Source organism: Noviherbaspirillum sp. FW303-A3 (genome assembly GCF_058788695.1).
In genome coordinates, this window is the sequence record NZ_JBYTAZ010000001.1 from 3030787 (window position 1) to 3052260 (window position 21474).

Sequence of the window (21474 nt, forward strand, 5' to 3'; positions counted from 1 at the left end):
GGAGCTGCGGTTCCGAATGGAAGGGCCCGGGATTTACCTTCGGACGGGCGTCTTTGTCACGCATGTACGCAGCGCGATCCCGTCCGTGGCCGATGGCATTGGCTTGCTCTATGCAGACTATCCGCTGGCGGACGACGACTTCGCCGATTTCCATGTCAGCCTGGATCGTCCTGCAAACCTGCGGCGCTGGTACCGGCCGCAGGTGGTGTTCAAGTTCGACGGCAAGTCGCCTTTCAAGCCGCTTCCGCTGGAGCAGGCGTTTCCCATGTTCGAATGGGGGCTCAACTGGTGTGTGTCGAGCCATGTCTATCGCTACCTGATCATCCATGCTGCCGTCATCGAACGAGGCGGTCTCGCGGCGATACTGCCGGCGCCGCCCGGGTCAGGCAAGAGCACCTTGTGCGCCGCCCTCGTCAACCGGGGGTGGCGGCTGCTGTCGGATGAGCTGACCCTGGTCGGCATCGATGACGGGAAGATTCTCCCCCTGCCGCGGCCGGTGAGCCTGAAGAACGCGTCGGTCGACATCATCAAATCCTATGTGCCGGGCGCGGTATTCAGCCCGACCGTGATGGACACGACGAAAGGTTCGGTCGCCCACATGAAGCCGACCGCAGACAGTGTCAGACGGGTCGGGGAGAAGGCGCGTCCGGCCTGGGTGATTTTCCCCCAGTACCAGCCGGCCGCGAATGCGACGCTGGTGGCGCTTCCGCGTGCACGGGCGCTCATGCGCGTGGCCGAGAACGCATTCAATTTCCATGCATTGGGCAGCCGCGGATTCGAAACGCTGGCCGGCATGATCGATAAGTCCCGGTGTTTCGATTTCAGCTACAGCCGGCTGGATGACGCGGTGGCGACTTTCGCCTCCCTCGAAGCGGAGGCGCGCGCCGCATGATGCTCGAACCGCTCGTCCTGCGGACTTTCCGCCAGCCGCAGTCCATCAAGGCGCTGAAGCTTGCCGACTGGGACCTGCTGATACGGCAGGCACGGCGCAGCAATGTACTGTCGACCTTGTACGCGGTGCTGGAGGAAAACGGGTTGCTGGAATGCGTTCCGCCGCAGCCAAGGGAGCATCTCGATTGGGCGTGGATAGGCGCGGAACGGCACACCCTGGCAGTGAAGTGGGAGGTCGGGCATATCGTGAAGGCGCTGGCCAACCTTAACATTCCGGTGATGCTCCTCAAGGGCGCCGCCTATGTGTTCGCGAACCTGCCGTCGGCGCGCGGCCGCATCTTCTCGGATATCGATATCCTGGTTCCTGAAGCCAGCCTCGGTGCGGCGGAGGCCTCGCTGATGCTGCATGGCTGGGTGAGCCTGCACACCGATGCCTACGACCAGCGCTACTACCGTACCTGGATGCATGAATTGCCGCCGATGCAGCATATGAAGCGCCAGACCGTCATCGATGTCCACCACGCCATTGTCCCGAAAACCGCGCCGGTGCATCCGGATTCCGCACTGTTGCTGGAGGCTGCGCGTCCCGTGGGGGACTCGCCCAGACTCACCGTGCTTGCGCCGCACGACATGGTGCTGCACAGCGCGGTGCACCTGTTCAACGACGGCGAATTCGACAACGGGCTGCGCGACATGGTGGACCTGCACCGGCTCCTGACGCATTTCGGCCAGGCGTCCTCGTTCTGGACCGGCCTGGTCCCGAGGGCGGCACAACTGCAGCTCACGCGGCCGCTGTTCTATGCATTGCGGTATACGCGGCGGCTGCTCGACACGCCGATTCCGGAGGCCGTGATGGATGCCGCCGATGCGGGCAAGCCGGACGGGGCAATGCTGGCGCTGATGGACCGGCTGTTCATGCGCGCGCTGGTGCCGGACCATGCGAGCTGTACCGACGCCTTCACTGCCACGGCCAAGGAGATGCTCTACGTGCGCGCGAACTGGCTGCGGATGCCGCCGCTCCTGCTGGCGCGCCACCTGTTCCACAAGGCGTTCATTTCACCACGCGACAAGTGAGTCGCGTCTCATTCACCCGTCTGCCGAATCCACCGCCGTAGCCCCCAGCCGCCGGCCGCGATCAGTGCCAGCGTGAGCGCGACCAGCGCGATGGAACCCGTTCCCGGCGTTTTCAGCGCCATGATGATCTGGTCGAGGAAGAGCACCATGGCCAGCGCGCCCGGCGTCATGCCCAGTGCGTTCCCCAGGATGAAATCCCGGAAATTGATGTGCGATGCGCCGGCAATGAGATTGACGACCGCGAACGGCGCCACGGGCACCAGGCGCACGGCAGCCACGGCGATCAGGCCGCGGCCGGCCAGGCGGCGGCTCAGGAGGTTGACACGTTCTCCCGCGAGGCGTTCTATGACTTCGCGTCCCAGCAGCCGCCCCATCCAGTAGCTTGCCGCGCCGCCGATGCTTGCTCCGGCCAAGGTGCAAATGAAGCCGTCCACCGGTCCGAAGGCGACGATCGTCACCAGTGTCAGGAAGGTCAGCGGAACGACGGCGATGCAGGCGACGGCGAAAGCTGCGATGGCGGCGAGCAGACCGAAGCTGCGGCCGGTGTCCTGCATTGCGCTGACGACGCGCTCGATGTCCAGCCACTCCCGCAGCGGCGTCCACTTCCATGCCAGTGCGAGGCACACGAGTACCACCAGCAGCACAGCCAGTGTCTTCAGTCGGCGATGAAGGGCGGCAAGATCATGCTGGCCGGCTTTGCTGTGTTTCACGCAAGTCCCTCGAGCCGGGAGGCAATCGCCGCCGCAAGGTCGTCGACATTGTCGGGCTCGAACATGGAGCCGTGCAGGCCGCGCACCTGGAACTCCAGCAAACGGCCCGCCATCAGCGTCCGCCAGGCACGAAACAGCCAGCGGTCCCAGCTGGCCAGCCCGGACGAGATGATGAGATGGGCAGGGCCGTCGAAGCCGGCGGGGCGGTAATCGCCCAGCGCCCGGACCTGTGTGACGAGACCGGCATCCTTGAACATTGCGCCAAGCCGGCGTCCGTTCATGCTCAGGTCGTGCATGCGCAACTGCCGCGTCAGCCAGCCGAGGGTACGCCAGGGGATGGTCCGGCGCAGCACGAAGCCGGGATAGATGGTGTCGATCAGGAACAGTCCATGCACATCGATGCCGCGCTGCTGCAGCACGCGCGAGGTTTCGAGGGCCGCGATGCCGCCGACGGAGAAGCCGGCGATATAGCGCGGGCCTTCGCCGCGCGCTTCGATGCGGTCGGCGTACAGCTCGGCAAGGCGGTCGATGGAATGCTCACTGTTGTCGTCGGGCGGTTGCAGCATGTGGACTTCGTACGCATTGCCCAAGGCATTGGCCAGGTTCTGGAAGCGCAACAAATCGCCGTGGCCGGACGCGGCAAGGTAGATCGGTACGCCGCCTCGCTGCGGGCCAAGCGCAATCATCGTCCGTGGCGCGTTGGCTTCCTGTTCGAGCGCCTGGGCGAGCTGTTCGATGGTTGGATGCTCCGCGATCATCTGCAGCGAGACGTTGACCCCAAGTTGCGTCTCCACGTCGATGGCGATCTGGATTGCGGCGAGCGAATCGCCGCCGGCCTCGAAGAAATTGTCGCGCACGTTCAGGGGGCGATGCTTGAGGACTTCCTCCCAGATGGCAAGCAGCGTCGACTCGATGGCATTGCGCGGCGGACGCGCGACCGCAGCAGCAGCCAGGCTGTCGCCGACCGGCAAGGCCGCGTAATCGATCTTCCCGGTGGAACCGAGAGGCAGGTCGGGCAGGATGCAGATCCGGCTCGGCACCATGTAGTCGGGCAGGCGGGTGCGCAGCATGCGCTGCAATGTGTCGGTATCGATGCCGTCCGCAGTCGAGACCCAGGCCAGGATCATCGCCTTGCCGTGCTGCTCGACGAGGCTGACCGCCGCCTGCCGGACGCCGTTGATTGCCAGCAGCGCCGATTCGATTTCGCCCAGTTCGATCCGGTAGCCGCGCAGCTTGACCTGCCTGTCGACGCGTCCGATGAAGCGCAGGTGTCCGTCGTCGCCCAGCCATCCCCGGTCGCCGGTGCGGTACATGCGATGGCCGGGACGGTAAGGATCGGGCAGGAAGGCTTCGCGGGTGGCGTCCGGCGCGCCGAGATAGCCGCGCGCGATGGCATCGCCGCCGATGTAGATTTCGCCTGCCACGCCGAAGGGCACGGTGCGCAGCTGCGCGTCGAGCACGTAAATGCGGGTGTTGTCGATGGGGCGGCCGACCGGAAGCGCGGTGTGCGCGGACTGGAACTTGCACTCCCAGGCGGTTGCGAAAATCGCGGCTTCGGTGGGGCCGTAGACGTTGTGCAGCCGTGCGCCGGTCATGCGCAGGTAGCGGTTGGCCAGCTCGGGCGGCAGCACTTCGCCACCGCAGCAGGCCACGCGCAGCTTCAGGCCGGTGCGGCTGCTGGCGCCGTCGAGGAAGCGGCTCAGCGTCGCCGGGACGAAGGCCATGATGGTGACGCCGTGTTCGACCGCGAAGGCGGCGAGCGATTCCGGCAGCAGGCGGCCCGGCGGCGGCAGGGCGACACTGGCGCCGCAGACCAGCGGCAGCAGGGCTTCGATCAGCGCCGGGTCGAAGGTGAGCTGCGTGGCCTGGGCGGAGCGGTCGTGCTTCTCCACCGCGTAAGTGCGCGTCAGCCACGCGAGGCGGCGCGACAGCGTGGCGTGTTCGATCATCACGCCCTTGGGCTTGCCTGTCGACCCCGATGTGTAGAGCACATAGGCGAGGTCGGCAGGCGCGGGGCAGGCCGGCAGGCGGCGCTCCATCACGTAGATGTCGCGCTCCTCTTCGTCCACGGTCAATGTGCGCGGATGCAGTTGCCGCAGTTCCGCCGGCGTCGAGGGCGAGGCCAGCAAGGCCAGCGCCGTGCTTTCCTCGAGGATGCCGGCGAGGCGGGCGGCGGGGCTGTGGACATCCAGCGGCAGGAAGGCGGCGCCGGTCTTGGCGATCGCCAGCAGCGCGATCATCATCGCGGCCGAGCGGTCGATGGCGAAGGCGACGATGGTGTCGCGCCCCGCGCCCAGTGCTTCGAGCCGGTGGGCAAGCTGGTTGGCGCGGCGGTTCAGCGTGCCGTAATCCATGCAGCCGCCGGGCCACACCAGGGCGACTGCCCTGGGATCGAGGGCGACCTGGCGTTCGAACAGGCAGATGAAGGGCAGCGTCCCGTCGTGGCAGGCGACATGTTCATGCACGCCGTCGAGCACGGCGTGCCTTTCCTCGGCCGGCAGCAGGTCGAGGTCGCCGAGCGTCTGCAGCGGATCGTCCATCATGCGGTCGATGACCGCGGCCAGGCGGCTTGCCAGCAGCGGGATTTCGCCCTGCGTGAAACAGGCCCTGCTGCCTTCGATGACCAGTTCCACGTCCTGTTCGGGATGGAATTCGCAGACGGTAATGCCGAGCGGATAACGCGCGGTGCCGGAAAACAGCTGGCGCGAGTCGATCAGCTGCGCATCGCCGAAGGACAGGTCGTAATCCTGCCGTTCGAAGGAAAGGATGACGTCGAACAGGCCGTCGCGGTTATGGCGGATCAGTTCCAGCGAGCGCCCGAGGACGCTCAGCGGATAGCGCGGATGCCGCAGCGCGCTGCGCACCGCGGTGCTGGCGGCGGCGAGCAGTTCGGATACCGTCATGCCGGGGCGCACCTTCAGGCGCAGCGGGCTGACGCCGACGAACATGCCCGGCGTCGCCTTGTAGCGGCGGCCGAGCCGGTTCAGGCTGGGAATGCCGATGACGATCTCGTCGCGGTTCGCGGTGCGGGTGAAATAGACGGCGAGCGCGGCGAGGAACAGGCAGAACGGGCTGACGCCGCGGCTCGCCGAAAAGATGCAGATCCGGTTGTAGTCGTCGCGGGACATCGCGCGCACCGCGAGCTGCGCCGCCGGGAGCTGGCGCGACAGCGGGCTGGCGTAAGGACGTTCGAACAGCGGCGGCAGCAGCTCGGGAAATTGCGCGTTCCAGTACGCGGCGTCGCTCTCGAACGCCGCCGAGCGTTCGTATTCCAGCGACTCCTGCACGAACTGCGCATACGGCTGGCTTTCCGCCGGCGGAATCTCTTCCTGGCGCAGCAAGGCATTGTAGATGTCGCTCCAGCGCCGCATCACCTGCGTCGTGCCCCAGCCATCCATGATCAGGTGATGGAACTGGATCGTCAGCCCGTGGAACTCGTCGCTGGCATGCAGCAGCGCGAAGCGCCACGGCGGCGTGCCGTCCAGCGCGAAGGGCACGCGTATCCATTCCTGCCACCATGCGCGCATCGCTTCCTGCGGGTCGCTTGCGCCGGCCATGTCGATGATCTCGAGGCGCGGCAGGACGTAATCCAGCAGGCGCTGCGTGCCGTCGGGCAGCGGCGCCAGGCGCAGGGCGTCGTTCTCGGCGACGAGCAGCGCCAGCGATTCGCGGAACAGCGGCAGGTCGAGACGGCCGCGCAGGAAGGCGCCGCCGCCGATGTTCAGGTGCGCGCTGCCGGGCCACGCGCGCTGGTCCAGCCACACTTCACGCTGGCTGGAGGACAGGGGGAACGCCAGGCACTCTAGCGCGGTGAAGTTATCGTTCGATCCCATTTCTCGATCTGTTCCCTGGCATAGCGATAACCGGTATCCGCGATTTCCTCCGCGCGGCGGTAATCCATCAAGGCGAACCCCGACACAGGCGGCTCAAGATAGTGATCTGCCAGCGCCATGGTGCGGTCGCGCTGGTGCAGGCTGCCGATATGGCTGGCCCGGTAAAGGATGTCGCCGATGCCCGGAACCGAGGGGGCGGACGGCGAAAAATAGCGTTTGAGTGACTGCAAGGGGGACAGGCGCGGCAGGGCCGGGTCGACGCCGAGTTCGTCGCGCACGTCCACATCGATGGCGATGATGGTGCCGTTGCCGCGCCGCTTTTCGAGCGGGGTGCCGAGACGCATGCGCATGGCGTCGACCGGCACGTTGTCGAGGATGGCGCCGTCGACCAGCAACTGGCCGTCATGCACCACAGGCGGCAGCAGGCCCGCAGGCGAATTGCTGGCGAGGACCGCGCGCCAGAGCGGGCCGTTTTCCTGCACCGTGGTGCAGCCGCGCGTCAGGTTGCAGGCGGCGGCGAAGTAGGGGCGCCAGAGCGCGGTCATCTTCATGCCGTCGAACATTCGCTGCAGGTCGCGTTCGATGCGGCGGCCGGCCAGCAGCGAGACGAGCGGCAGGGTCGGGTGTTCGCCGCCGAGCGCGAACTGCTTGGTGCGTTCGAGGATTTCATCGAGCGGTACGTTGCAAGCGTATTGCGCACCGATCAGCGCGCCCATGCTGTTGCCGCCGAGGAGATCGATCGGGATGCCGGACTCTTCCAGCGCGCGCAGCACGCCGATATGCGCGAAGCCGCGTGCGCCGCCGCCGCCCAGCACGACACCGACCGCACTGCCGGTCAGGAAGCGCGCCAGGTGGGTGAAGTCGGGATTGTGTCCCCGTCGCAGGGAATAGACGCGCTCCAGCTTGCGGCCGCGCAGCCATGGTTCGGTATCCGCAGGCGTGAGGGCCGATGCGGGGTGGAGCAGCGCAAGGTGCTGCCGCTTCATCGAAAAACCCGGCTCTCGCGCCAGCAGCTTCTCCACCTCGCGCACGTCCGGCGCCTGGTCGGGCGAGGCGACGAAGATGAGCTGGTCGGCCTGGCGGAATGCATGTTGTGTCAGCGCGGAGCTCATCGACTCGGCTTCGAAAATGAGGAAATCGATCTGCTTTTCGAGCTGGTTCAGCATTTCGCCTGCCGCGCGGCTGCCGGCATCCGAACCAGTCACTTCGCGCAGGGTGGCGCAGCTCAGGTGGCGCGCGCGGCCGGCCCGGGAGAATGCCTTGGCCAGGCCGGCGGCGAGGTCGCCCGCCCCTGCATCCGGATGCAGGGGAATGACGGCAAAAGTCTGCGCGACCTTGCGCTCCACCGACTGCGGCGTGTGCCGCAGGTGGTTGAAGATGGCTTGCGCAAACACGCGGTTCAGTTCGATCGGCTGGCGGTGCAGCAGGGCTTCGAAGCTGGCGCGGCTGAGGACGGCGATGGTGGTGTCGCGCACCGCACTGACGTCTGCCGTGCGTTTCTGCTTCAGGATCAGGCCGGTCTCGCCGACGCTGTCGCCGGGGCAGATTTCGTTATACAGGAGCAGGTCGCCGGACGGGCCGCGGCGCGATACGCGCAGGCGGCCGCTGACCACGATGATCATGAATTCGGACGGATCGCCCTCGCGGATGACCAGGTTTCCGCCGCGCACATGCTGGATTTCGAGGAATTGCACGAGATCGTCCAGCACGGCGTCGTCGAGCATGCCGAAGACCGGACTGGCGTGCAGGATCTCCTTGATCTCCATGTTCCTGCCGGTGCTCGAAAGGGGCGCGCGCACAGGGGCGGAAGCTGCCTCGGCGGGCAGTGTGGCGGTATCGGCTGGCCCGTGGCCGGGCTGTGATATCTCGGCAGGCACGATAGGAAGGTCAATAGACACGTTTCGAAAACCGGACCTGCAAACCCGGACTGACGATCCAATCCGGGAGAGATGGCGGTCGGGCAGTGTTGCATTCAGTTTAGAGGAATATTAATCGCATGCAACGCACGCCAATTCCTCGGGGAAACATGCTTCAAAGCAAGAAACGAGCCAATTGTTACCAATCGTTACAAAACAATGGCTTGAGGCAGGGTAATTGATGTTTTGAGCTAAAAGTGTAAAGAAAACCGACAGTCGAAAATGAGACAGTCGGATGCAGATAGCCGCCTGCGCATGGCTATGGCAGTGCGAAGGGAGGAATGCGCCCCGCTGTCGGGGCGCACCGGTCTGGAAGGGCGGGCGATGCCGCCGGAGCGATTATTCGGAGGTTTTCCGGGCATTGTCCCGGAAGTAGCGGCGTTGCCGGCCGGCACCCGCATGCTGGATCTTCTGGGTCGCCACCAGTGTGGCCAGCGCTGGCGCGACGCGCTGCTTGAGCTTCTGGATCTGGGTTTTCTGTTCAGCATCCAGGCCGAGATGTGCGGCTGCGGCGTTGGCGATGTCGACGGCGGACTTCGGCTCATCGGTCACCAGTTCCAGCCAGAAGTCGGTGCCGGTGGTGGGGAGTTCGGCCTGGTCGCCCTTGGCGGCTGCCTTCTTGCTCCTTCTGGCGCGCGTCGTGGTGCCGGATGCCGCCTTGCGCGCGGGGCGGCCGCGTTTTCCGGCCCGCTTTTTCGTGACCGTCCTGGCTGAAGTGTCCTCGTCCGTGTCGAGGAGCGCCATGTCGTCGGTGTCCACGCTTTCCAGTTGGGTTAACGCAGTTTCCAGTGCTTCGACGCGCGCCGTGTAAAAAGCGGCACCTTGCCGGGCGTGGGAGAGTTCTGCCTGGATGGCCTGTCGTGCGGATGTGAGGTTCGGTGTCAACGCAATTCTCCTGGTTTCAAAGTCGCCTGGGTTGGACATGCGCAGACGCGCATGCGTTTCCGGAAAACCTAAGGGATTGCTAGGAATCGCTATTGCGAAAGCTCAACCGGGCGCTAATAGGCCGGGTTTTAGGGAGTATCAGGGCGCCCATGTTGCATCGTTCGATGCGCTGCGCAGGCGGGATTGCTGGAACTGCTCGTAGAACTGGGCGGCGGGCAAGGGCTTGTAGAAAAGATGTCCCTGCATCGTGGTGCAGCCCGCATTGGCCAGATAGAGGGATTGCCCTTCGGTTTCCACGCCTTCGGCAATGACATTGACGCCGATGCTGGCCGCGATCGAGATCACGGCCAGCACGACCGGGTAATGTCCGTTCTGGTGCTGGATATCCTTGACGAAGGAGCGGTCGATTTTCAATGTCTTGACCGGGAATTGTTGCAGATAGGCGAGCGACGAGTAGCCGGTGCCGAAGTCATCTACCGCGATCCCTATGCCTGCGTTGGCCATCTTCTGCAACTGGCTGAGCGCCTGTTGCGGATTGCGGATGCAGACGCTTTCGGTGATTTCGATTTCCAGCTGTGCCGGCGAAATGCCCGCCGCAGCAACCCAGCGCAGCAGCTTGCGCGCGATATCCCCGCGGTCCAGGCATTGCGGCGACAGGTTGATCGATACCCGGTCGACGCCGAGGCCGGTATCGTTCCAGATGCGCAACTGGTTGCATACCGCGCGGATCATCCAGTCGGTCAGCGTCAGCATCAGGCCGTTTTCTTCAGCGAACGGCAGGAACTCGCCCGCCGACAGTGTGCCGCGCTCGGGATGGTTCCAGCGCATCAGGGCCTCGGCGGCGACGATGCGGCCGCTGCCCGCATCGACTTGCGGCTGGTAGTACATCTCCAGCTCGCCGCGGTCGATGGCTTGCCGCAGGGACTGGGCAAGTGCAACTTTCTGGTTGGCCGCAATCTCCATCGACGCGTCGTAGAAACGGAAATTGTTCTTGCCCTCCGTCTTCATCTGGTACATCGCGATATCGGCGTGGCGCACCAAGTCTTCCATGGTCGTGCCGTCGTCCGGATAGATGGCGATGCCGATGCTGGCCGAGATGTGCACGAGCTGGTTGTCGAGCTGGAAGGGCTGCTTCAGGGACCACAGGAACTTGCGCGCGATGGCCGCCGCATCCTTCGGGTTGCGCAGGTCCGGCAGCAGGACGGTGAACTCGTCGCCGCCCACCCGCGCCAGCGTGTCGCCGCGCCGCAGGTTCAGGCGCATGCGCTGCGCCACTTCGCGCAGCAGCTGGTCGCCCTTCAGGTGGCCGAGCGTGTCGTTGATGGGCTTGAAGCCGTCGAGGTCGACGAACATCACCGCGATCTTGGTGCTGTTGCGCTTGGCGTGGATGATCGCCAGGTCGAGGCGGTCCTTGAACAGGACGCGGTTCGGCAAGTCGGTCAGGACGTCGTAGAACGCCTGGTAGGAAATGCGCTGCTCGGCCCGCTTCAGTTCGGTGATGTCGCGCGCGACGCCATAGGTGCCGAACAGTTCGCGCCGGCTCTTGTCCTCGCTCACCGAGTACAGGGCGGTGGCGTTGAAGGAAATCGTCAGCAGGGTGTTGTCGAAATAGCGTTCCTCCATCAGCGCATTGCGCGACTTGAGCCGCAGTTCCACGTTGCGCGACGCGCGGTCGCCGACGCGGCGTTCCTGGAACACGTAGCGCGCGCGTTCGAGGTCGTCCTCGTGCACGATGGTGGAGTAATGCTTGCCGACCAGCTCCTCGCGCGTGAAGCCGAGCAACTGCTCCGCGCGGTCGTTGATGTAGGTGAAGCGGCCTTCGAGGTCGATGGTGTAGATGATGTCCGGCAGGGTGTCGACCAGGTAGCGGTACAGGCGCTCGGAACATTCGAGCTGGTACTGGATCTGGCGCTTTTCCGCTTCGAGGGTTTTCCGGTGCAGCGCCTGCGCCACGGTCGTCAGCAGGTCTTCCGGGTGGAACGGCTTGCGCAGGTAACCGTACACGCCGCGCTTGACCGCGCCGATGGCGGCATCGATGTCGCGCTCGCCGCTGATGACGACGACACCGACATCGAAATTGCGCGACGCAATGATGTCCATCAGTTGATGGCCGTCCAGTTCGGGCATGCGCAGGTCGAGCAGCACCAGGTCGGGACGTTGGGTGGCGAGATGCTCGACGGCTTCGCGTGCCGACACGAGCATCGTCAGTTCGTAATCCTGGTCCGCGAGCAGGTCGTGGATGCTGCGCACCATTCGCGCATCGTCGTCGACCAGCACGATCTTCGGGCGCGGCCGCTTCTCGGCGGCAATGTGGTTAGCCTTGGCTAGTACCGTCGCCATTGCGGCGGAATCGCGTGTCGAAAGAAGGGCCATGTTGGTCTGCACGGTATGGGGGCCTAGGGCGGGCTCGACCCTGAGGGCGCCGAGTACGGGAACAGCAGTTCGAAGGTGGTGCCATTCTTGCCGCTGTGGCAGTACATGTGTCCGCCCAGCTTCTTGACCAGGCCATGGACGATGCTCAGGCCGAGTCCGCGATGGTTGCCGCCCTTGGTCGACCTGACCGGCGTGTAGAGCCGGGCGAGGACGTCGGCGGGCAGGCCGGGGCCGTTGTCGTTCACGGCAACGGCGAGGTACAGCTTGTTATCCTGACGCGTGAATCCCTTGCAGACGATATCGATCTGGCCGCCGCCGGGCAGGGCCTCGACGGCATTCTTGACCAGGTTGAGGAAGATCTGCTTGAGCATTCCCTTGTCGCCCGGGACTTCCAGCGCCGCCGTGTCCAGCGCCTGCAGCGCGATGTTGACCGTCGGCGGGACGAATTCGGCTTCGCGCAGCAGGGTCACCACATCGCGGATGGCGGCGCCCAGGTCGGCTTGCCCATCCGGCGCCGGGACGCGGGGATCGGCGACATTGTTGATCAGTGCGGTGACGCGGTCGATCTCTTCGTGAATGATCGCGATCTCGCTCGCGACGGATTCCTTTTTCGACACCTTGCGGTCGAGCACGCTGAGATAGTTGCGGATGATCGACAAGGGCGTGTTGACTTCATGCGCCAGCGAGCGGAACACCGTGCCCTGGTCTTCGCCTGCGGGCAGCGGTGCACCGCCGCTGGTTGCTGTTCCCAGCGACTTGCCGGCTTGCGTGCCGAATGCCATCAGCATGGCGTCACGCGCGCGCAGGGACGGCAGGCGGCTTTCACCGGTCGATGCCACAAGCACGCCTTGGCAGGCCGCGCCGTCGGAGAGCGGGATGGCGATCAGGCATCCGCCCTCCAGGATGCGCTGCAACTGCTCGTCGAACACGGTGGGAGCAGGGCCATCGCGGTCCTGGTACGCCACCTTGCCGGTCGCGAATGCGGTGGGCAGCATTCCTCCCGCCTGCAGGGGAATGCTGAGCGCCATTGCAGCGTCGCCGGATTCCGCGCCGACGTGGCCCGTCAGTGCATCATCTGCCTGGCTATGCATCAGCACGACTGCGTCGTCGAAGCCGAACAGCATGCATGCCGCGCGCGCGATTGCCGCTATCGCATTGTCATCTTCCCCTGCATCGAAACAGCCTTCCAGGCTGGCGCCGAAGACGAGGTCGCTGACATGGCTGGCGAGCTTTTCCCGTGCGTCATCCTCGGGCGTCGGGGCCGGCGCGGTCCACGTCTCGCCGACGGTCGCCATGTCGATGCCGAGGTATTCGGCGATCTTCCGGATCTCTTCCCCGGCAGTCGTGCAGAGCTGCTCCACATCGTCCGTGCCAAGCCCGCACAGCTGCGCGGCGGCCGTCACGCCGGCGGCGTCCGCGCGCAGGCCGGGCGTCAGCTGGTTCGCGAGGTTGACGGTGCGGATCAGCGGGTGGGTGCGATGCAGGCGCGTTTCCGGTTCATGGTGGAAGCGGATGCTGTCGGCGATGAAGGAGTCGAGGCGCCACTGCTGCGCGATCCAGCCGCCGGCCTCCGCATGGTTCAGCAGCAGGAGTTCCTTTTCGCGGACGCACAGCGCGGCGTTGTCCGGGGCATGGAAATGCGGCGCATATTGCTCGGGCTCCGCCGACAGCAGCGCCAGCCGGCCGACGTCGTGCAGCAGGCCGGCGAGATAGGCTTCTTCGAGCCGCGGGTAGCCGATGCGCTTGGCGATCTCCCTGGACGTGATCGCGGCGCTCAGGGAATGTATCCAGAAGCCGCGCAGATCGACCGTCCTGCGCAGCGAGAAGCCGCCGAAGATCTGGAACACGGCTTCGCTGATGAGCAGGGTCTTGACCATGTTGAGGCCGATGGTCATCAGGGCTTGTTCTAGGCTGGGCGCGACGCGCGCGCGCCGGAAGGCGGAGCTGCCGGCGACCGTGAGGATGCGGCTTGTCATGCCGGCGTCGCGCGAGATCAGGGCGGCGAGCGCAGGAATGCCGGCATTGTCGTCGCGGCACATCTCCATGAGCTGCAACAGGACTTGCGGCATGGCCGGCATGCGCACGCTTGCCATGCGGTCGAGGATCGTGCTGTCAGCGAGGGAGTGCATTCCCGGGCGGCGTCAGGCATGCAACGGCGCTCGCGCGCCGCCATGGCAGAACGGGTGGGCCGGAACCATACTGGATACGTAATGTGCCATGGTGCTTGAACCTCCCAAAACCGAGAATGTCAGCAAAATTTCTGGCCATATTAGCATCAAAACGTTTCCTTATGGATAGATGTTGATTATCGGAAAGCCAGCAGGGATGCGGATTTGCGACGAATTCGTCGTATTTGCACTCGCTTGGAGCGGGAGAGGGCATTTTTCCCATATCTATGGCTTGCAGGCGGCGGAAAACAAGGTTGAAATGACAAGGTTTTGCCATCCTGATATCAATTTCCATGAGCAAGGTCATCGTATCCGCCATTCGAGACAGGCGCGTCCTGGCCATCCGGGCCGAGCAAGGCGAGCGCAGGGTGGAGCCGCATGCCTTCGGGCACGACTATGTGGGCAAGACGATTCTCCTCTGCTACGACGTGAGCGCGCCGGCGGCGGCAGGCCGTCGCGGATGGGCGCTGCTCGCGGTGAGCGAACGCATGGACATCACACCCCAGGACGAGTGGTTCGCGCAGGCCAGGCTGGGTTACCGCAGGGACGACACAGGTCTTTGTTCGGTGGTCGAGCAGGTCTGAACCCTGTCTAAATCGCAAATCCATGCGCCAAAGCAAGTTTTACCCCAAAGTCGTTGCTGATTGACAACGCCGGTTGCCTTATCATGGAACGCGGACCGATCATCGTTCGCCACCCATGTTTCCCTCGCAGCGCCAGATCACCCCTGCCGACATCAAGCTCGGCGAACCGCTGGCTTTCTCGGTCTATGACCAGGAAGGCCGCCTGCTGCTGCGCAAGGGCATCATCATCACCATGCAGGAACAGGTCGACCGCATCATCCTGCGCAAGGCAGTGATGGGCACCGACGGGCTGGCCGCTTCGGAGCGCGCCGCCGCGCCACCGCGTTCGACACCGCCCCTGCGCGCCCAGGGCGAAGCCATGCCGGTCTTCGACCAGGTCGGCAGCCTGATCCTCAACCTCAAGCACACCTTCGCCACGGCCTTGAAGACGCCGGACCAGATCGACCTCGGCGTGCGCGTCCGGCAGCTTGCCGCGCGCATCCAGGCATTGTGCAAGACGGACACCGACAGTTCGCTGGCTGCGCCGCACCTCGATCATGCCAATTCCTATCTCATCGTCCACCAGGTCATGGGAGCGGTGCTGGCCGAGGTGACCGCGCGCCGCGCCGGACTGGAGGAGGAAGCGCGCCTGCCGGTGGTGTGCGCCGCGCTCACCCGCGACATCGGCCTGTTCAACGTGCAGGCGGAACTCGACCAGGCCAATGGCGCCCTGTCGGAGTCGCTCAAGCGCGCCGTATCCGAACATCCCGTGGCGGGCGCCGACATCCTGCGCAGCGCCGGCGTCGCCGATGGCGTCTGGCTGGACGCTGTCGAGCAGCACCACGAACGGCTGGACGGCAACGGCTATCCGCGCAAGCGGCAATCCGACGGCATCACCCTCGGCGGACGGATCCTGGCGATCGCCGATACCTACAGCGCGATGACCAAGCCGCGCCCGTACCGCGCAAAGGAATACTCGTCGCAGAACGCACTGCGCGACATTTACTTGCAGAAGGACGTGAGCCTGGACGGCAGCCTGATCCAGGCCATGATCCGCGAGATCGGCATCTTCCCGCCCGGCTCCATCGTCAAGCTCAAAAGCGGTGAGGTCGCCGTCATCAAGCACTGCACGCACAAGCCGGCCGATGCGGTGGTGTACACGGTGTACGACCAGCGCGGCATGCCGATGCTGGAGCCGGTCCGGCGCGAAGCGGCGAACCCGAATTACGAAATCATGGGCATGGTCCCCTTCACCGAATGCCGCTCGGCGGCGGTGACGATCAAGCGCCTGTGGATGAAATAGCTATGCAGACTTTTACGACGCGAGGCGTGTCATGAAAAAGAACTTACCCGTCACCGGCCAGGAAAAAACCGTCCAGGAAGGCATACGGCTGGTATCGCGCACGGACACCAAGGGCATCATCACCTTCGCCAACGACAACTTCGTCGCCCAGAGCGGATTTTCGCGCGACGAACTGCTCGGCAGCAGCCACAACATCGTGCGCCATCCCGACGTGCCGCCGATTGTCTTCGAGGACATGTGGGATACGCTCAAGAAAGGACTGCCGTGGCGCGGCGTGGTGAAGAACCGCTGCAAGGACGGCGACCACTACTGGGTCGACGCGCACGTGGTCCCCGTGCGCAAGAACGGCGAGACCATCGGCTACATGTCCGTGCGCACTGCCGCGTCGCGCGAAGACATCGCCATGGCGGAATCGCTGTACGCGGAAGCGGCCCGCACCGGGCAGGTGCCGCGCCAGAGCGGCGGCGGTTGGCGGCGTTTCATGACGGTGCGCAACGGAGCGGCGCTGGGCATCGTCTTCGTGACGCTCATGATGATCGCCGGCGGCATCCTCGGCATCACCGGCCTGACCCTGTCCAGCAAGGCCATGAGCGGGCTGTACCACGAGGAGATGGTGCCGGTGCAGGCAATCGGGCGCATCAATTTCCTGATGGCGGACAACCGGGCGCAGGTCGCGCTGTCCCTGCGCGATGAGGCCGCAGCATCAGGCCGCGTGCGTGCCCATATGGAGGCGCTGGAACGGAACCGGCGCGAGATCGATGTCCTGTGGGCCGATTACATCAAGCTGCCGCGCGGCGAGCAGGAGCGCGCGCTGGCCGATCGCTACTGGGCGGCGCGCAATCGTTATGTTGAATCCGGGCTGACCCCGGCCAGGCTGGCGCTGGAGCAGGGCGATTTCGTCACCGCCGGGATGGTGATGGACGAGCGCATCAATCCCCTGTACGACAACGCGAACAAGAGCGCGGCCGGACTACTGGATTTTCTGTCGGCCAAGGCCAAGGGAAATTTCCAGGCGGTGGAGGAGCGCAATGAACTGATCATTGCGGTCGCGGTGGTCGGCATTACGGCGGGCTGTCTGATCGTGCTGTTTGCCGGCGTGTATTTCTTCCGTGCCACTGTAGTGCCGCTGCAATCCGCCGTCGTTGCGCTTGAGCGCATCGCCGAGGGGAATCTGTCGGGCGAAGCCGATACGACCGGGTACGGCGAACCGGGACGCGTGATGACCGGCGTGGCCATCATGCAGCTGCATCTCAAGGTGATGATGGACGAGATCCGCGTGTCGTCCGGGTCGATCCGCGAGCAGTGCCAGCGGCTGAATACCACGATGATGAATCTTTCGCAGCATTCCGAGGAGCAGCACGATCGCGTGTACCAGACGGTTGACGCGGCGAGCTTGTCGGCGGAAGGCCTGGGACGGCTGGCCGAGAATGCGGAGCGGATGATGGAGCTGGTGGAGCAGGCCGGCGGCGTTGTTGCGGATGGCGACGCCGCTGCGGCGGAAGGCGGGGAGATGGCGAAGATGGCGCAGGAGCTCGCGGCTGCCGTGCGGATCGAGGCGTTTTCGATGGGGGATACGGTGGGGCAGATGAATCAGGTAGCGATGCTGATTGTCGAGAATCGCGGGGAGGTGCAGGGAGCCTGGGCGGCTTCGCAGAGACTGGAGAAGACGGCGCAGGAGTTGGATAAGCTGGTCAAGTACTTTGATTGATGTGGTTTTTTCTTCGGAGAGCCAACCGCAAGGATTCACCGAAGAGAACAACTACAACACACGAGAAATATGCTGTAATCACCAAGGCAACACCCGACAACCCCTGGCAAACAAGGAGAAAACATGAAAAAGCTCGCAGCTGCCCTGATGCTCGCAGTCCCCTTCGCCTTCACCCCCGCCCACGCCGCCACCGAACAGCAGAACAAGATGGCAACCTGCAACAAGGAAGCCGCTGACAAGAAAGGCGATGAACGCAAGGCCTTCATGAAGGAGTGCCTGAGCAACAAGCCGAAGGTCAGTGAAGCCCAGAAGGCGCAGCAGGAAAAGATGAAGACCTGCAACGCCGAAGCCAAGGACAAGAAGGGCGATGAGCGCAAGAAGTTCATGAGCGAGTGCCTGAAGAAGGGCTGATCCCTCCGCATATCCAGACTTCCCCGCATCCGTGTAGAAATTGCACGGATGCGTAAGGAAGGCAGCGTCGCTTCCCCTCTTCGCCTATCCCCAGGGGGACCATCCTGCCTGTCCCCGGCCGGAACACTGCGCCGCCGCCCGGCACGCTTCTCGCATCAATGATCGTGTTCTCCGGAGAACACTGGCATTCCGGAAATCACTTTCTATAATGAAGCGATGGGTATCTTCAACGAAACACTTCCGTATGCCGTCGCGCTCGTTGCCGCGATAGGCGCTTTCGCCACCCTGTATCGCAATGTCCGGATCGCCGACTGGCCGAGACTGGCCGCGCCCGGCGCGTTTTCCGCCTGGTGCTGCGCCATCATCCTCTTGCCGATGGTCTGGCGTTTCAGCGTGCCGCTTTCAGGCGGCCCCGTTCTCCACATGGTCGGCCTGCCCATTTTCGTGCTGATGTTCGGCCGCAGGCTGGCGATGGCGGGTGCCGCCCTTTCCGTCGTGATGTACACCATCGCCTTCAATGGCGTGTGGATCAACCTCGGCCTGAACATCATCCTGCTCGCGATCCTGCCGGCCTATTGCGGCGAGGCGCTGATGCGCGCCACCGAGCGTTTCCTGCCGCGGCACATGTTCGTCTACCTGCTGGGGAACGGTTTCTTCGGCACGATGGCGATGCTTGCCATCCTCAACATGCTGTCGCTCGGGATGTACTACGCGATGATGACGGTCGCGCCAGTTCCCGCCGACATCCTCGCCTACATGCTCCTGCTGTCCTGGGGCGAGTCCTTCCTGACCGGCTTCCTGCTCACCATGTTCACGGTTTACCGGCCGGAATGGGTGCTGACCTTCGACGACAACGTCTACCTGCGCGGCAAGTAGGCTTCATTTTCCCTTGATGAATTTGCCCGCGGCGCGGCTGACCGCTTCCGGCTGGTCGCGGTGCGGCGAATGCCCGCAGTCCGCAATCGGCAGGGCGATGGCGTTCGGCGCTTGGCGCGCGATGCCATAAATCTGTTCCAGCGTCCCATACTCGTCGCCTTCGCCCTGCATCGCCAGCACCGGGCAGGTGATCTTCGGCAGTTCCGCCTCGATGTTCCATGCGCGGAAGGCGGGGGCCAGCCAGGCGTCGTTCCATCCGCGGAAGACCGACTCCGGATCCTTGTGATGGCGGGCAAGGCGTGCCTTCAGGTCGGTCTGCGCAAAGGCTTCCCTGGCCTGGCGGATGCCGTCGATCGTGATGTCTTCCACGAAAATGTGCGGCGCCATCACCACCACGCCGTTGACTTGTTCCGGAAAACGCGCGGCATACAGCAGCGCGATGGATCCGCCATCGCTATGCCCGAACAGCCATGGCTTCTCCACACCGAGCGCCGACAGCAGCGCAGGCAGGGCTTCCCGGGCCTGTTCATGCAGGTAGTCCGGCTGCAGGTGCGCATCGAGCGGACGCGGTGTGGACTGGCCGTAACCGGTGCGTGAAAACACCAGGCCGCGGAAACCGTGCTCCTTGCAGAAGTATTGCGGGAAATCGCGCCACATCGAGATCGACCCCAAGCCCTCGTGCAGGAAGACGACGGTGGGATGGGACGATCGTTCCGTACCGATCCAGCAGTATTCGATTGCAGCGGTGCCGCCTTTCCAGGGGATGCTTGTGAATTGCATGGGCGATGTCTGCTTTGCGGAATGTGAATAGCGATTATTGCAGTTCGGTCCCGGTTTTGCTGGGCACCGGCAAGTCTGCACGATTGCCGGTACACTCAGGCGCATCCGATTTCGCGCATTCCGATGACGCCACTCGCACACCCGCCCGGCAACCGTACCGATGCGATGCTCGCATGGTTCTTCGTGCTCGTCTGGGGATCGGGCTATCTCGCCAGCAAGGTGGGAATGCAGTATGCGCCACCATTCACATTTCTCGCATTGCGCTACGTCTTCGGCGTGCTGTGCCTTGTCCCGTGGCTGCTGATTGCGCGCCCTGCATGGCCTGCGGACAGGCAGGAATTGTTCCATGTCTGCGTGGCCGGCCTGCTGATGCATGCGCTCACACTGGGCGGCAGCCACTACGCGCAGTACCTTGGCATGTCCGCCGGCATCACGGCGTTGCTGCTCGCAACGCAGCCGTTGTTCACGGCCATCTTCGCGCACCGCATGACGGGCGAACGTCTTGTGGCCGCGCAGTGGGCAGGCGTCGCGCTCGGGCTCGCCGGCGTCGCGCTGGTGGTGTGGCACAAGGTGGATGTGAAGGCGGTCACGCTGGCCAGTCTTGCCGCCGCCGCCGTCTCGCTGGCCGCGATGACGACCGGCACGCTTTACCAGCGCGCCTTCTGCCGCTCGGCCGACCTGCGCAGCTCGTCCTTCATCCAGTTCGTGCTGTCGCTGTGCGTGCTGGCACCGGCGGCGTGGGTGGTGGAAGGATTCGCGGTGCGGTGGAGCTGGCAGATGGCGGCGGCCATCGTGTTTCTCGTGATCTTTGCGTCGATCTTCGCGGTGAACGCGCTGCACCTGCTGATGCGGCGCGGGCATGCGGCCAAGGTGACCAGCCTGATGTTCCTGACGCCCATCGTCGCGGTGTTCCTCGAATGGGCGATGTTCTCGGTGGTGCCGACCGCGCTGAGCGTGGCCGGGATCATCGTCACCTGCGTCGGTGTGGCGCTGGTTTCAAGGCGGAACTAGCCCTCCGCCTTCGGTGCCGGAATGCTGTCGCAGGGATTGCTGTTGCGGGCCGGGCGTGGGGTGAACCACAGGTAGTCGTGGTGCTGCCCGACGGAACTGTAGGCATAGGCATTGGGGTCGACCGGTTCGTAGACCTCGACCATGCCTACCGACAGCACGCTTTCTTCCGGCGCACGCGCGGCGAGATAGAGCGGTACGCCGAGGTCATCGCGCGCATGGCCGCGCCCGACGATGCCGACCGCGCCCCCCCTTCGGGCCATCAGTATCTTGTCCGCCATGACGGCATCACGCACCCGCTGCGATTTGGTGATGATCTGTACCATGTGGTCGGCCACCTTGCCGCAATGGCCGCTGGCAATTTCCTGTGCCAGCTGGCGGTCGCGCTCGGGTGTCCACGTCGTATCGAGGGCCAGTCGCGATTCCTCGCCGGTGCCCAGCACCTCGTAGCCGTTGCGCGCCACTTCGCGCACCGCCTCGCGCGACATGTTGGCGGCCACCAGCGGCAGCTTCTGCTGCAGCGCCGACGACACCAGGCGCTGGTAGAGCGGCCAGTTCCAGCCCTGGCGCATCAGCTTCGACAGTTCGCGCAGCTTTTCCGCGCGCGAGCCGTTGCCTTGGACGATGCCGTTTACCTGTTTCTGCTGTTCGACGTCGAACTGTTCCATGACCAGCGCGGGCTTGCGTCCGTTCTTGACCAGCGCGTCGAGGATCATGGCCTGGATGCGGTGATGCTCCTCGTTGTCGTGGATCTCGCCCAGCAGGACGAACTTCGATTCGGCAGCGCGCTTGATCACCTCGGCCGGCTCGACGAAGCGGTTACTGGCCACGTCCCAGATCCTGCCGGCCAGCGGATGCTGCGATCCGTACGGACTGCCAAAGTGGGCGCAGGAAGAGAGCGTGGCGACTGCGATGGCGCAGAGCAGGGTTCGGGCAAGGTTCTTCAATGTTTTCATTTCCGCTTGTTTCGTAAAT

General features: G+C 64.5%; 17 protein-coding genes. 8 read left to right on the forward strand and 9 right to left on the reverse strand.

The features are described from left to right. The first annotated feature begins 16 nt into the window (after positions 1-16). Both AC3WOY_RS14640 and AC3WOY_RS14645 read left to right on the forward strand, forming a co-directional pair. The gene (locus tag AC3WOY_RS14640; protein WP_492424990.1) at positions 17-892 is read left to right on the forward strand and encodes an HprK-related kinase A; all 876 of its coding nucleotides are present in this window, start codon (positions 17-19) and stop codon (positions 890-892) included. After that, positions 889-1965, forward strand: coding sequence for a nucleotidyltransferase domain-containing protein (locus AC3WOY_RS14645; protein ID WP_492424992.1), 1077 nt, complete (start codon positions 889-891; stop codon positions 1963-1965). The genes AC3WOY_RS14640 and AC3WOY_RS14645 overlap by 4 nt, the downstream gene beginning before the upstream one ends. 8 nt (positions 1966-1973) lie before the next feature. On the opposite strand, the gene AC3WOY_RS14650 is transcribed toward AC3WOY_RS14645, so the two are convergent. The 7 genes from AC3WOY_RS14650 to AC3WOY_RS14680 form a co-directional block, all read right to left on the reverse strand. Further along, positions 1974-2675, reverse strand: a complete 702-nt coding sequence (locus AC3WOY_RS14650; RefSeq protein ID WP_492424994.1) for a TVP38/TMEM64 family protein — start codon at positions 2673-2675, stop codon at positions 1974-1976. Continuing rightward, entirely contained in the window at positions 2672-6508 is a 3837-nt protein-coding gene (locus AC3WOY_RS14655; RefSeq protein WP_492424996.1) for a non-ribosomal peptide synthetase, read from the reverse strand. The genes AC3WOY_RS14650 and AC3WOY_RS14655 overlap by 4 nt, the downstream gene beginning before the upstream one ends. Beyond that, the gene (locus tag AC3WOY_RS14660; RefSeq protein ID WP_492424998.1) at positions 6478-8406 is read right to left on the reverse strand and encodes a patatin-like phospholipase family protein; all 1929 of its coding nucleotides are present in this window, start codon (positions 8404-8406) and stop codon (positions 6478-6480) included. The genes AC3WOY_RS14655 and AC3WOY_RS14660 overlap by 31 nt, the downstream gene beginning before the upstream one ends. A 357-nt stretch (positions 8407-8763) precedes the next feature. Then, positions 8764-9309 (reverse strand): hypothetical protein, encoded by a 546-nt coding sequence (locus AC3WOY_RS14665; protein WP_492425000.1) that lies wholly within the window; start codon positions 9307-9309, stop codon positions 8764-8766. A gap of 138 nt (positions 9310-9447) precedes the next feature. Next, entirely contained in the window at positions 9448-11682 is a 2235-nt protein-coding gene (locus tag AC3WOY_RS14670; RefSeq protein WP_492425002.1) for a putative bifunctional diguanylate cyclase/phosphodiesterase, read from the reverse strand. A gap of 23 nt (positions 11683-11705) precedes the next feature. Further along, entirely contained in the window at positions 11706-13811 is a 2106-nt protein-coding gene (locus AC3WOY_RS14675; protein ID WP_492425004.1) for an HDOD domain-containing protein, read from the reverse strand. Further along, positions 13795-14157 (reverse strand): hypothetical protein, encoded by a 363-nt coding sequence (locus AC3WOY_RS14680; RefSeq protein ID WP_492425006.1) that lies wholly within the window; start codon positions 14155-14157, stop codon positions 13795-13797. The genes AC3WOY_RS14675 and AC3WOY_RS14680 overlap by 17 nt, the downstream gene beginning before the upstream one ends. Between AC3WOY_RS14680 and AC3WOY_RS14685 the strand changes: the two genes are divergently transcribed. The 5 genes from AC3WOY_RS14685 to AC3WOY_RS14705 all read left to right on the forward strand — a co-directional run bounded on the left by AC3WOY_RS14685 (position 14144) and on the right by AC3WOY_RS14705 (position 18711). Beyond that, a complete protein-coding gene (locus tag AC3WOY_RS14685) occupies positions 14144-14434 on the forward strand; it encodes a hypothetical protein (protein ID WP_492425008.1) in 291 nt (96 codons plus the stop codon). The two genes, AC3WOY_RS14680 and AC3WOY_RS14685, sit on opposite strands and share 14 nt — an antisense overlap. A gap of 115 nt (positions 14435-14549) precedes the next feature. Beyond that, positions 14550-15716: an HD-GYP domain-containing protein gene (locus AC3WOY_RS14690; protein WP_492425010.1), complete on the forward strand. Its 1167-nt coding sequence runs from the start codon at positions 14550-14552 to the stop codon at positions 15714-15716. A 31-nt stretch (positions 15717-15747) separates the two neighbouring features. Continuing rightward, a complete protein-coding gene (locus tag AC3WOY_RS14695) occupies positions 15748-17424 on the forward strand; it encodes a Tar ligand binding domain-containing protein (protein WP_492425012.1) in 1677 nt (558 codons plus the stop codon). Between the two features lie 123 nt (positions 17425-17547). Continuing rightward, complete coding sequence (locus AC3WOY_RS14700; RefSeq protein WP_492425014.1) at positions 17548-17835, forward strand: PsiF family protein; 288 nt, start codon at positions 17548-17550, stop codon at positions 17833-17835. A gap of 216 nt (positions 17836-18051) precedes the next feature. After that, entirely contained in the window at positions 18052-18711 is a 660-nt protein-coding gene (locus AC3WOY_RS14705) for an energy-coupling factor ABC transporter permease (protein ID WP_492425016.1), read from the forward strand. Between the two features lie 3 nt (positions 18712-18714). Here AC3WOY_RS14705 and AC3WOY_RS14710 read toward each other — a convergent pair whose 3' ends face one another. Further along, positions 18715-19491 (reverse strand): alpha/beta fold hydrolase, encoded by a 777-nt coding sequence (locus AC3WOY_RS14710; protein WP_492425018.1) that lies wholly within the window; start codon positions 19489-19491, stop codon positions 18715-18717. A 123-nt stretch (positions 19492-19614) separates the two neighbouring features. Between AC3WOY_RS14710 and AC3WOY_RS14715 the strand changes: the two genes are divergently transcribed. Further along, positions 19615-20502 (forward strand): DMT family transporter, encoded by an 888-nt coding sequence (locus tag AC3WOY_RS14715; protein ID WP_492425020.1) that lies wholly within the window; start codon positions 19615-19617, stop codon positions 20500-20502. Here AC3WOY_RS14715 and AC3WOY_RS14720 read toward each other — a convergent pair. Beyond that, complete coding sequence (locus AC3WOY_RS14720) at positions 20499-21455, reverse strand: ChaN family lipoprotein (protein ID WP_492425022.1); 957 nt, start codon at positions 21453-21455, stop codon at positions 20499-20501. The two genes, AC3WOY_RS14715 and AC3WOY_RS14720, sit on opposite strands and share 4 nt — an antisense overlap. Between the last annotated feature and the right edge of the window lie 19 nt (positions 21456-21474).

Coding starts and splice junctions, on each gene's coding strand:
- AC3WOY_RS14700 (WP_492425014.1), top strand. CDS start 17,548: ATGAAAAAGCTCGCAGCTGCCCTGATGCTCGCAGTCCCCTTCGCCTTC.
- AC3WOY_RS14680 (WP_492425006.1), bottom strand. CDS start 14,157: ATGACCTTGCTCATGGAAATTGATATCAGGATGGCAAAACCTTGTCAT.
- AC3WOY_RS14640 (WP_492424990.1), top strand. CDS start 17: ATGGAAGGGCCCGGGATTTACCTTCGGACGGGCGTCTTTGTCACGCAT.
- AC3WOY_RS14695 (WP_492425012.1), top strand. CDS start 15,748: ATGAAAAAGAACTTACCCGTCACCGGCCAGGAAAAAACCGTCCAGGAA.
- AC3WOY_RS14715 (WP_492425020.1), top strand. CDS start 19,615: ATGACGCCACTCGCACACCCGCCCGGCAACCGTACCGATGCGATGCTC.
- AC3WOY_RS14655 (WP_492424996.1), bottom strand. CDS start 6,508: ATGGGATCGAACGATAACTTCACCGCGCTAGAGTGCCTGGCGTTCCCC.
- AC3WOY_RS14710 (WP_492425018.1), bottom strand. CDS start 19,491: ATGCAATTCACAAGCATCCCCTGGAAAGGCGGCACCGCTGCAATCGAA.
- AC3WOY_RS14720 (WP_492425022.1), bottom strand. CDS start 21,455: ATGAAAACATTGAAGAACCTTGCCCGAACCCTGCTCTGCGCCATCGCA.
- AC3WOY_RS14670 (WP_492425002.1), bottom strand. CDS start 11,682: ATGGCCCTTCTTTCGACACGCGATTCCGCCGCAATGGCGACGGTACTA.
- AC3WOY_RS14685 (WP_492425008.1), top strand. CDS start 14,144: ATGAGCAAGGTCATCGTATCCGCCATTCGAGACAGGCGCGTCCTGGCC.
- AC3WOY_RS14705 (WP_492425016.1), top strand. CDS start 18,052: ATGGGTATCTTCAACGAAACACTTCCGTATGCCGTCGCGCTCGTTGCC.
- AC3WOY_RS14675 (WP_492425004.1), bottom strand. CDS start 13,811: ATGCACTCCCTCGCTGACAGCACGATCCTCGACCGCATGGCAAGCGTG.
- AC3WOY_RS14690 (WP_492425010.1), top strand. CDS start 14,550: ATGTTTCCCTCGCAGCGCCAGATCACCCCTGCCGACATCAAGCTCGGC.
- AC3WOY_RS14645 (WP_492424992.1), top strand. CDS start 889: ATGATGCTCGAACCGCTCGTCCTGCGGACTTTCCGCCAGCCGCAGTCC.